We start from the raw sequence: 11,989 nt of genomic DNA, 5'->3' as shown, positions 1-11,989 counted from the left end.
TGAAATGACCGCGCGGTGGTACATCGTCCACGCCTACTCGAACTTTGAAAAGAAGGTCGCCGAGGACATTGAGAACAAGGCCAAGCAGAAGGGCCTGTCCGCCGACATCGAGCAGATCGTGGTGCCGACCGAGAAGGTCGTCGAGATCCGCCGCGGCCGCAAGGTCGATGCCGAGCGCAAGTTCTTTCCGGGCTATGTGCTGCTGAAAGCCAATCTGACCGACGCCGTGTTCTCGCTCGTCAAGAACACGCCGAAGGTCACCGGTTTCCTGGGCGACTCCAAGCCGGTGCCGATCACCGAAGCCGAGGCCCAGCGTATCCTGAACCAGGTTCAGGAAGGCGTCGAGCGGCCGAAGCCGTCGGTGACGTTCGAGATCGGCGAAGCGATCCGCGTTTCGGATGGACCATTCGCGTCGTTCAACGGTTTCGTCCAGGAAGTGGACGAGGAGCGGGCGCGGCTCAAGGTGGAAGTTTCGATCTTCGGGCGCGCCGTGCCGGTCGATCTGGAATTCGGACAGGTCGAGAAGGGCTGATCCGAAATCCCTGCACCGGTTTCGGCGGCAGGGAAGGCGGCGCGGAGATCGCGCGGCCAAAAACGGGTGGGAGGCGAATGCGGCTTTTGCCGGCCGCGCGGACCGCACCACCAGACTGCAACCGCCGGCAAGACCGGCATGAGAAAAGGCAGGAAGAGAGATGGCTAAGAAAATTGCAGGCCAGCTCAAGCTCCAGGTTTCCGCGGGATCGGCCACGCCGTCGCCCCCGATCGGCCCGGCGCTTGGTCAGCGTGGCATCAACATCATGGAGTTCTGCAAGGCGTTCAACGCGCAGACCCAGGAAATGGAAAAGGGCTCGCCGGTTCCGGTCGTCATCACCTACTACCAGGACAAGTCGTTCACCTTCGTCATGAAGACGCCGCCGGTGAGCTACTTCCTGAAGAAGGCTGCCAACCTGAAGTCGGGCTCGAAGGAGCCGGGCAAGGTCAAGGCCGGCACGATCGGCCGCGACAAGGTGCGCGCCATCGCCGAGCAGAAGATGAAGGATCTGAACGCAAACGACGTCGAGGCGGCCATGCGCATGGTCGAGGGCTCCGCCCGCTCGATGGGTCTGGAAGTGGTGGGCTGAGATCATGGCAAAGATTGCAAAGCGTGTATCGAAGACCCGCGAAGGCATCGATCCCAACAAGGCTTACGCTTTGGGTGAGGCGCTGAAGCTGCTCAAGGATCGCTCCTCGGTGAAGTTCGACGAGACGATCGAAGTCGCGATGAACCTCGGCGTCGACCCGCGCCATGCCGACCAGATGGTCCGCGGCGTGGTCAACCTGCCGAACGGCACCGGCCGCAGCGTTCGCGTCGCCGTCTTCGCGCGTGGCGACAAGGCCGAGGAGGCCAAGGCCGCCGGCGCCGACATCGTCGGAGCCGAGGATCTGGTCGACATCGTCCAGAAGGGCACGATCGACTTCGACCGCTGCATCGCCACGCCGGACATGATGCCGCTGGTCGGCCGTCTCGGCAAGGTGCTCGGTCCGCGCGGCATGATGCCGAACCCGAAGGTCGGCACGGTCACCACCGACGTTACCGCCGCCGTCAAGGCATCGAAGGGCGGCGCCGTCGAGTTCCGCGTCGAGAAGGCCGGCATCGTTCACGCCGGCGTCGGCAAGGTCTCGTTCGACGTCAAGGCGCTGGAAGAAAACGTCCGCGCCTTCGCTGACGCGGTGACCAGGGCAAAGCCGGCTGGTGCCAAGGGCAACTACGTCAAGAAGGTGTCGGTCACCTCGACCATGGGCCCGGGCCTCAAGCTCGACGTCTCGACGCTCGCAGCGTCCTGATACGAACAATTGGATCGGCCGCTAAAACGCTGATCCGTGAAAGAATTCCGGGCCTCCGACCTGTCGGCGGCCCGGTACCGGAAGTCGAAAGGCTTCCGGACATCCTGTCCGAGATTGCAGGCGGCCCCCAAGCCTTAGGTGATGTGGGCCTTAATTCATGTGGGCCTGCATGAGACGGGTGAAGACCGGACAAAGGAGCCAGAAGCTCCAATGAAAGGTTCGAACCGTGTTTGCCTTTTGTCTGCGCACCGTCCGGCTTGCCGGCAGGTGTGGCGAAAGGGGGCAGGATCCTCGAGCGTCGTTCGGGAGATCCGTTACTGGATGGCCCGGCCGGCAAAAGGCAACCCGACGCCTGTCCTTCGTAGAGGGCAGGGGTCAACTGGAGATAGGCAGTGGACAGAGCGGAAAAACGCGAACTCGTCACGGGCCTGAATGGTGCGTTTTCAAGCGCTGGTTCAGTCGTCGTGGCCCACTACGCCGGTATCACCGTCGCGCAAATGAACGACCTTCGGTCGAAAATGCGCGCCGCCGGTGGCACCGTCAAAGTCGCGAAGAACCGTCTCGCCAAAATCGCTCTTCAGGGCACGGACTCCGCATCGATCATCGAGCTGTTCAAGGGACAGACGCTGATCGCCTATTCGGAGGATCCGATTGCGGCGCCGAAGGTCGCGTCCGATTTCGCCAAGGGAAATGACAAGCTCGTCATTCTCGGCGGCGCAATGGGCACCACCTCGCTCAATGCCGACGGTGTAAAGGCACTCGCCACACTTCCGTCGCTCGATGAGCTGCGCGCCAGGCTGGTTGGCATGATCGCCACGCCGGCAACCCGGATCGCCCAGATCGTCAATGCGCCTGCGGCTTCGGTCGCGCGCGTCATCGGCGCTTACGCCCGGAAGGACGAGGCGGCATGAGGCCGTTCCTCGCTATCACAAACACACGTTCGAACCTTATGAAGGAACATTGCAATGGCTGATCTGGCAAAGATCGTAGACGACCTTTCGAAGCTGACCGTCCTCGAAGCGGCCGAGCTGTCGAAGCTTCTTGAAGAAAAGTGGGGCGTTTCCGCCGCTGCTCCGGTGGCGGTTGCCGCTGCCGGCGGCGCTGCGGCCGCTGCTGCTCCGGTCGAGGAAAAGACGGAATTCGACGTCGTCCTCACCGAGGCAGGCGCTCAGAAGATCAACGTCATCAAGGAAGTTCGCGCCATCACCGGTCTTGGCCTCAAGGAAGCCAAGGACCTGGTCGAGGCGGCTCCGAAGCCGGTCAAGGAAGCCGTTTCCAAGGCCGACGCGGACAAGTTCAAGGCCCAGCTGGAAGCAGCCGGCGCCAAGGTCGAACTGAAGTAAGCGTTGAGTACCGGCGGACGGCGTCGCGCCGTCCGCCACTCCTTTCGCGTCGAAGGGAGGCTGCGTAACGCGAAGAGTGCGAAAACCTCTTTCCTGAGGGCCGCAAACCGGCCTTCAGGAAACGGGTTTTCTCCCGTTTCTGGCCCGCCGCCAATTGGCGCCGGGTGAAAAGACAAGAAGCCGCCGACAGGCGGCGGGCAACAAGACAGGGCCGCCAAGGTGGCCCGAGATGCAAGGCGAGCCGCGGCGAGGCTCGTCCCGAGAATTGAGCTAAGGAGCGACGATGGCCCAGACCCAGACTTTCAATGGCCGCAGACGCGTACGCAAGTTTTTCGGAAAGATCCCGGAAGTTGCGGAGATGCCGAACCTGATCGAGGTTCAGAAGGCATCCTATGACCAGTTCCTGATGGTGGAGGAGCCCAAGGGTGGGCGTCCTGACGAGGGACTGCAGGCAGTTTTCAAGTCGGTCTTCCCGATTTCCGATTTTTCCGGCTCCTCGATGCTGGAATTCGTGAAGTATGAGTTCGAGGGACCGAAATTCGACGTTGACGAATGCCGTCAGCGCGACCTGACCTATGCGGCGCCGCTCAAGGTGACGCTGCGCCTCATCGTGTTCGATATCGACGAGGATACCGGCGCCAAGTCGATCAAGGACATCAAGGAGCAGGACGTCTACATGGGCGACATGCCGCTCATGACCTTGAACGGCACCTTCATCGTCAACGGCACCGAGCGCGTCATCGTCTCGCAGATGCACCGTTCGCCGGGCGTCTTCTTCGACCATGACAAGGGCAAGTCGCACTCGTCCGGCAAGCTCCTGTTTGCCGCGCGCGTCATTCCCTATCGCGGTTCGTGGCTCGACATCGAGTTCGATAGCAAGGACGTCGTGCATGCCCGCATCGATCGCCGCCGCAAGATTCCGGTGACGTCGCTGCTGATGGCGCTCGGCATGGACGGCGAAGAGATCCTGTCGACCTTCTACAACAAGATCACCTACAAGCGCGCCGGCGACCATTGGCGCATCCCGTTCAACGTCGAGCGTTTCCGCGGCCTCAAGGCCGTTGGTGACCTGGTCGACGCCGACACCGGCGAAGTCGTCGTCGAGGCCGGCAAGAAGATCACCGCCCGCCAGGCCAGGGCGCTTGGCGAAAAGGGTCTCAAGGCGATCAAGGCGACCGACGAGGATCTGCTCGGCAACTACCTTGCCGAGGATATTGTCAACTACGCGACCGGCGAGATCTTCCTCGAAGCCGGTGACGAGATCGACGAAAAGACGCTGAAAGTGCTGCTTGGCACCGGTGACGATGAGATCAAGGTCCTCGACATCGACCACGTCAACGTCGGCGCCTACATCCGCAACACGCTCAACGTCGACAAGAACGAGAGCCGCCAGGACGCGCTGTTCGACATCTACCGCGTCATGCGCCCCGGCGAGCCGCCGACGCTGGAAACCGCTGAAGCCATGTTCAACTCGCTGTTCTTCGACAGCGAGCGCTATGATCTGTCGGCCGTTGGCCGCGTCAAGATGAACATGCGCCTCGAGCTCAAGGCCGAGGATACCGTGCGCGTGCTGCGCAAGGACGACATCCTGGCCGTGGTCAAGACGCTGGTCGAACTGCGCGACGGCAAGGGCGAGATCGACGACATCGACAATCTCGGCAACCGCCGCGTGCGCTCGGTCGGCGAGCTGATGGAGAACCAGTACCGCGTCGGCCTGCTGCGCATGGAGCGCGCGATCAAGGAACGTATGTCCTCGATCGAGATCGATACGGTGATGCCGCAGGACCTGATCAACGCCAAGCCGGCGGCTGCCGCCGTGCGCGAGTTCTTCGGTTCCTCGCAGCTGTCGCAGTTCATGGATCAGACCAACCCGCTGTCGGAGATCACCCACAAGCGCCGTCTTTCGGCGCTTGGACCGGGCGGTCTGACCCGCGAGCGTGCCGGTTTCGAGGTGCGCGACGTGCACCCGACGCATTACGGCCGCATCTGCCCGATCGAGACGCCGGAAGGACCGAATATCGGCCTGATCAACTCGCTTGCGACCTTCGCGCGCGTCAACAAATACGGCTTCATCGAGAGCCCGTACCGCAAGATCGTCAACGGCAAGCTGACCAATGAAGTCGTTTACCTGTCGGCTATGGAAGAGGCCAAGCACCACGTCGCGCAGGCCAATGCCGAGCTCGACAAGAATGGTCATTTCGTCGACGAATTCGTCATTTGCCGCAACGCCGGCGAAGTGATGATGGCGCCGCGCGAAAACGTCGATCTGATGGACGTGTCGCCGAAGCAGATGGTGTCGGTGGCCGCGGCCCTGATCCCGTTCCTCGAGAACGACGACGCCAACCGTGCGCTGATGGGCTCGAACATGCAGCGTCAGGCCGTGCCGCTGGTGCGCGCCGAAGCGCCGTTCGTCGGCACCGGCATGGAGCCAATCGTCGCCCGTGACTCGGGCGCCGCTATCGGCGCCCGCCGCGGCGGCATCGTCGACCAGGTGGACGCGACGCGTATCGTCATCCGCGCCACGGAAGATCTCGATCCCGGCAAGTCCGGCGTCGACATCTACCGGCTGATGAAGTTCCAGCGTTCGAACCAGAACACCTGCATCAACCAGCGTCCGCTGGTGCGCATGGGCGACCGGGTCAACAAGGGCGACATCATCGCCGACGGCCCGTCGACCGAGCTCGGCGATCTGGCCCTCGGCCGTAACGTGCTGGTCGCGTTCATGCCGTGGAACGGCTACAACTACGAGGATTCCATCCTCCTGTCCGAGCGCATCGTCGCCGACGACGTCTTCACCTCGATCCACATCGAGGAGTTCGAAGTCATGGCCCGCGACACCAAGCTGGGGCCGGAGGAGATCACGCGCGACATTCCCAACGTCTCGGAAGAAGCGCTGAAGAACCTCGATGAGGCCGGCATCGTCTACATCGGTGCGGAAGTGCAGCCGGGCGACATCCTGGTCGGCAAGATCACGCCGAAGGGCGAAAGCCCGATGACGCCGGAAGAAAAGCTGCTGCGCGCCATCTTCGGTGAAAAGGCCTCGGACGTGCGCGACACCTCGATGCGCATGCCTCCGGGAACCTTCGGCACCGTCGTTGAAGTGCGTGTCTTCAACCGCCACGGCGTCGAGAAGGACGAGCGCGCCATGGCGATCGAGCGCGAGGAGATCGAACGCCTCGCCAAGGACCGCGACGACGAGCAGGCGATCCTCGACCGCAACGTCTATTCGCGTCTTTCCGACGTTCTCGTCGGCAAGGAAGCGATTGCCGGGCCGAAGGGCTTCAAGAAGGGCTCGAAGCTGTCGAAGGACACGCTCGACGAGTATCCGCGTTCGCAGTGGTGGCAGTTTGCCGTGGAGAACGAAAAGCTCCAGAGCGAACTGGAAGCCCTGCGTGGCCAGTACGACGATTCCAAGAAGGCGCTCGAGCAGCGCTTCATGGACAAGGTCGAGAAGGTGCAGCGCGGCGACGAGATGCCTCCGGGCGTTATGAAGATGGTCAAGGTCTTCGTGGCCGTGAAGCGCAAGATGCAGCCCGGCGACAAGATGGCCGGCCGGCACGGCAACAAGGGTGTCGTGTCGCGGATCGTTCCGGTCGAGGACATGCCTTTCCTCGAGGACGGCACGCATGCCGATATCGTGCTCAACCCGCTGGGTGTGCCGTCGCGCATGAATGTCGGCCAGATCCTGGAAACGCACCTGGGCTGGGCCTGCGCCGGAATGGGCAAGAAGATCGGCGATCTGATCGACGCGTACAAGACGGCGGGCGACATCAAGCCGCTGCGCAAGACGCTCGAGAGCTTCATGCCTTCCAACGACCGCAACGAGCCGGTCCGCGAATATGACGACGAGAGCATCGTTCGCCTCAGCGAGCAGATGCGCCGCGGCGTCTCCATCGCGACACCGGTGTTCGACGGCGCGCACGAGGCCGACATCAACATCATGCTGGAGCAGGCGGGCCTGCACACCAGCGGTCAGTCGCAGCTCTATGACGGGCGCACCGGCGAGCCGTTCGATCGCAAAGTGACGATGGGCTACATATATATGCTCAAGCTTCACCACCTTGTGGACGACAAGATCCACGCGCGTTCGATCGGGCCGTACTCGCTCGTTACCCAGCAGCCGCTGGGCGGCAAGGCGCAGTTCGGTGGCCAGCGCTTCGGCGAGATGGAGGTCTGGGCGCTCGAAGCGTACGGCGCCGCCTACACGCTGCAGGAGATGCTGACGGTGAAGTCGGACGACGTCGCCGGCCGCACCAAGGTCTACGAGGCGATCGTCAGAGGCGACGACACCTTCGAGGCCGGCATTCCCGAGAGCTTCAACGTTCTCGTCAAGGAAATGCGGTCTCTCGGCCTCAATGTCGAGCTGGAGAACACCAAGCTCGACGACAACCCGATCCGGCTGCCCGACGCGGCCGAGTAAGCAAGACGTCCGGCCGCGGTCTTCCCGCGACCGGACGCACCAAATTCTCGGCCGATGGCCGATCAAGTCGGCGGGCGTTTGGCCCGCGCTAGATGCAAGGGGTTTTCGAGGACCCCGAAAAGGAGAACGGCATGAACCAAGAGGTCATGAATCTCTTCAATCCCCAGGCGCCTGCGCAGGTGTTCGATTCCATCCGGATCTCGCTTGCCAGCCCTGAGAAGATTCTGTCCTGGTCGTTCGGCGAGATCAAGAAGCCGGAGACCATCAACTATCGCACCTTCAAGCCGGAGCGTGACGGCCTGTTCTGCGCGCGCATTTTTGGCCCGATCAAGGACTATGAATGCCTGTGCGGCAAGTACAAGCGCATGAAATACAAGGGCGTCATCTGCGAGAAGTGCGGCGTCGAAGTCACGCTGTCGCGCGTCCGCCGCGAGCGCATGGGCCATATCGAGCTGGCGGCACCGGTCGCCCACATCTGGTTCCTGAAGTCGCTGCCGTCGCGCATCGGCACGCTGCTCGACATGACGCTGAAGGACATCGAGCGGGTCCTCTACTTCGAGAACTACATCGTTACCGAACCCGGCCTCACCGCGCTGAAGGAGCACCAGCTGCTCAGCGAGGAAGAGTACATGATGGCCGTCGACGAGTATGGCGAGGATTCGTTCACCGCCATGATCGGCGCCGAGGCGATCCACGACCTTCTGGCCGGCATGGACCTCGAGAAGATCGCCGGCGATCTGCGTTCTGAGCTGGCTTCGACCACCTCCTAGCTCAAGCACAAGAAGTACCTGAAGCGGCTCAAGGTCGTCGAGAACTTCATGGAATCCGGCAACCGTCCGGAATGGATGATCATGAAGGTGGTTCCGGTGATCCCGCCGGATCTGCGCCCGCTTGTCCCGCTGGACGGCGGCCGTTTCGCCACGTCGGATCTGAACGATCTCTATCGCCGCGTCATCAACCGCAACAACCGCCTGAAGCGGCTGATCGAGCTGCGCGCGCCCGGCATCATCGTGCGCAATGAAAAGCGCATGCTGCAGGAAGCCGTCGATGCGCTGTTCGACAACGGCCGCCGCGGCCGCGTCATCACCGGCGCCAACAAGCGTCCGCTGAAGTCGCTGTCCGACATGCTGAAGGGCAAGCAGGGCCGGTTCCGCCAGAACCTGCTCGGCAAGCGCGTCGACTATTCCGGCCGCTCGGTCATCGTCACCGGTCCGGAGCTCAAGCTCCACCAGTGCGGCCTGCCGAAGAAGATGGCGCTCGAGCTGTTCAAGCCCTTCATCTACGCCCGTCTCGACGCCAAGGGTTACTCCTCGACCGTCAAGCAGGCGAAGAAGCTGGTCGAGAAGGAGCGTCCGGAGGTCTGGGATATCCTCGACGAGGTCATCCGCGAGCATCCGGTGCTGCTGAACCGCGCACCGACGCTGCACCGCCTCGGTATCCAGGCGTTCGAGCCGATCCTGATCGAAGGCAAGGCGATCCAGCTTCACCCGCTGGTCTGCACGGCCTTCAACGCCGACTTCGACGGCGATCAGATGGCCGTTCACGTGCCGCTGTCGCTGGAAGCGCAGCTTGAAGCCCGCGTGCTGATGATGTCGACCAACAACATCCTGCACCCGGCTTCCGGCGCGCCGATCATCGTGCCGTCGCAGGACATGGTTCTCGGTCTCTACTATCTCTCGATCGTCAACCAGAACGAGCCGGGAGAGGGCATGGTGTTTGCCGACATGGGCGAACTCCAGCACGCGCTCGAGACCAAGGCGGTGACGCTGCATGCCAAGATCAAGGGGCGTTTCCGCACGGTCGACGCCGACGGCAAGGTCGTGTCGAAGATCTACGATACCACGCCTGGCCGCATGATCATCGGCGAGCTGCTGCCGAAGAACCACAACGTGCCCTACGAGACCGCCAACCAGGAGATGACCAAGAAGAACATCTCCAAGATGATCGACACCGTCTACCGCCATTGCGGTCAGAAGGAGACGGTCATTTTCTGCGATCGCATCATGGCTCTCGGCTTCAGCCACGCCTGCCGTGCCGGCATTTCGTTCGGCAAGGACGACATGCTGATCCCGGACGCCAAGATCAAGCTGGTCTCCGACACCGAGGCTTTGGCCAAGGAGTACGAGCAGCAGTACAATGACGGTCTGATCACCCAGGGCGAGAAGTACAACAAGGTCGTCGACGCCTGGGCCAAGTGCTCGGAAAAGGTCGCCGACGAAATGATGGCCCGCATCAAGGCGGTCGAGTTCGAGGACAACGGCCGTCAGAAGCCGATGAACTCGATCTACATGATGTCGCACTCCGGTGCGCGCGGCTCGCCCACCCAGATGCGCCAGCTCGCCGGCATGCGCGGCCTGATGGCCAAGCCTAGCGGTGAAATCATCGAGACGCCGATCATCTCGAACTTCAAGGAAGGCCTCACCGTGCTCGAGTACTTCAACTCGACCCACGGCGCCCGCAAGGGTCTGGCCGACACCGCCTTGAAGACGGCGAACTCGGGTTACCTGACGCGTCGTCTTGTCGACGTGGCGCAGGACTGCATCGTCAACTCGCTCGACTGCGGCACCGACAAGGGCCTCACCATGCAGCCGATCGTCGATGCCGGTCAGGTCGTCGCCTCGGTTGGCCAGCGCGTTCTCGGCCGCACCTCGCTCGACGACATCACCCACCCGGTCACCGGCGAGGTTCTGGTCAAGGCCGGAACGCTGATGGACGAGCGTGACGTGGAACTGATCGAAAAGGCCGGCGTGCAGTCGGTCCGCATCCGTTCGGCGCTGACCTGCGAGGTCAGGGTCGGCGTCTGCGCGGTCTGCTACGGACGCGATCTGGCCCGCGGCACGCCCGTCAACCAGGGCGAGGCTGTCGGCGTCATCGCGGCGCAGTCGATCGGCGAGCCGGGCACCCAGCTCACCATGCGTACCTTCCACATGGGCGGCACGGCGCAGGTGGTGGATTCCTCGTTCCTTGAAGCCTCCTATGAGGGCAAGGTCGAGATCCGCAACCGCAACGTGGTGCGCAACTCCGACGGCCAGCTGATGGTCATGGGCCGCAACATGGCGGTGCTGATCCTCGACGAAGCTGGCAAGGAACGCGCCACGCACCGCGTCACCTACGGTTCGCGCATCTTCGTCGACGATGGCGACAAGGTGAAACGTGGCCAGCGTATCGCCGAGTGGGATCCTTATACCCGCCCGATCCTCACCGAAATCGAGGGCAGGGTGGCATTCGAGGATCTGGTCGATGGCATTTCCGTTCAGGAAACCGCCGACGAATCGACCGGCATCACCAAGCGCGAGGTCATCGACTGGCGTTCGACGCCACGCGGCAACGATCTCAAGCCGGCGATCGTCGTCCAGGATGCCAAGGGCAAGGTCGGCAAGCTGTCGAAGGGCGGTGACGCCCGCTTCCTGCTCTCGGTCGAGGCCATTCTTTCGGTCGAGCCGGGTGCACAGGTTCGCCCCGGCGACGTGCTGGCGCGTATCCCGATGGAAAGCGCCAAGACCAAGGACATCACCGGCGGTCTGCCGCGTGTTGCCGAACTGTTTGAGGCACGCCGTCCGAAGGATCACGCCATCATCGCCGAGATCGATGGCACGATCCGCTTCGGCCGCGACTACAAGAACAAGCGCCGTATCATCATCGAGCCGCATGACTCGATGCTTGAGCCGGTCGAATATCTGATCCCGAAGGGCAAGCCGTTCCATCTCCAGGACGGCGACGTCATCGAGAAGGGCGACTACATCCTCGACGGTAATCCGGCGCCGCACGACATCCTGGCGATCAAGGGCGTGGAGGCGCTTGCCTCCTACCTCGTCAACGAAATCCAGGAGGTCTACCGACTGCAGGGCGTGTCGATCAACGACAAGCACATCGAGGTGATCGTTCGCCAGATGCTGCAGAAGGTCGAGATCACCACGCAGGGCGATTCGACCTACATTCCGGGCGACCACGTCGACGTGATCGAGCTGGAAGAGGTCAATGAGCGCCTGGTCGAGGAAGGCAAGAAGCCGGCCGAAGGCCAGCCGGTGCTGCTCGGCATCACCAAGGCCTCGCTGCAGACGCCGTCCTTCATCTCCGCCGCCTCCTTCCAGGAGACGACGAGGGTGCTGACCGAAGCTGCGGTTGCCGGCAAGACCGACATGCTGCAGGGCCTGAAGGAAAACGTCATCGTCGGGCGGCTGATCCCGGCCGGTACCGGCGGTACGATGAGCCAGATCCGGCGCATCGCCACCTCGCGCGACGAGTTGATCATCGACGAGCGCCGCAAGGCGTCCGGCGTCGAGGTCGCCGAGCCGATGCTGACCGACATGGTTAACGCGGCGCAGTAAGCGCGCAAGAAAGAGAAGATAGAAAAGGGGCCTAAGTGGCCCCTTTTCGCATTTTGGTTCCTCAATCGGATCGG

The 11,989-nt window shown here is 62.6% G+C and carries 6 protein-coding genes and 1 pseudogene; all 7 read left to right on the top strand.

The features are described 5' to 3' along the window. Positions 1-4 precede the first annotated feature (4 nt). The 7 genes and pseudogenes from nusG to rpoC all read left to right on the top strand — a co-directional run bounded on the left by nusG (position 5) and on the right by rpoC (position 11,915). Positions 5-532 carry a transcription termination/antitermination protein NusG gene (gene nusG / locus NKJ55_RS18045; protein WP_006333333.1) on the top strand — a complete coding sequence of 176 codons (528 nt, stop codon included), beginning with the start codon at positions 5-7 and terminating at the stop codon, positions 530-532. Positions 533-692: 160 nt separating this feature from the next. Continuing rightward, on the top strand, positions 693-1,121 hold the full coding sequence (gene rplK / locus NKJ55_RS18040) for a 50S ribosomal protein L11 (RefSeq protein ID WP_023680440.1): 429 nt from the start codon (positions 693-695) through the stop codon (positions 1,119-1,121). Between the two features lie 4 nt (positions 1,122-1,125). Continuing rightward, entirely contained in the window at positions 1,126-1,824 is a 699-nt protein-coding gene (gene rplA, locus NKJ55_RS18035; RefSeq protein ID WP_023680441.1) for a 50S ribosomal protein L1, read from the top strand. A 392-nt stretch (positions 1,825-2,216) separates the two neighbouring features. Beyond that, the gene (rplJ, locus tag NKJ55_RS18030) at positions 2,217-2,735 is read left to right on the top strand and encodes a 50S ribosomal protein L10 (protein ID WP_352451054.1); all 519 of its coding nucleotides are present in this window, start codon (positions 2,217-2,219) and stop codon (positions 2,733-2,735) included. A gap of 54 nt (positions 2,736-2,789) precedes the next feature. Then, complete coding sequence (gene rplL / locus NKJ55_RS18025) at positions 2,790-3,167, top strand: 50S ribosomal protein L7/L12 (protein ID WP_023680442.1); 378 nt, start codon at positions 2,790-2,792, stop codon at positions 3,165-3,167. A gap of 283 nt (positions 3,168-3,450) precedes the next feature. Next, on the top strand, positions 3,451-7,587 hold the full coding sequence (rpoB, locus tag NKJ55_RS18020) for a DNA-directed RNA polymerase subunit beta (protein ID WP_352451053.1): 4,137 nt from the start codon (positions 3,451-3,453) through the stop codon (positions 7,585-7,587). 131 nt (positions 7,588-7,718) lie between these two features. After that, positions 7,719-11,915, top strand: a pseudogene (gene rpoC, locus NKJ55_RS18015) (DNA-directed RNA polymerase subunit beta'). Positions 11,916-11,989: the final 74 nt, after the last annotated feature.

The organism is Mesorhizobium sp. M0106 (genome assembly GCF_040322715.1).
GTDB lineage: Bacteria > Pseudomonadota > Alphaproteobacteria > Rhizobiales > Rhizobiaceae > Mesorhizobium.
The sequence above is the reverse complement of the archived record's forward strand: the minus strand, read 5'-3'. Positions and strand labels throughout refer to the sequence as shown.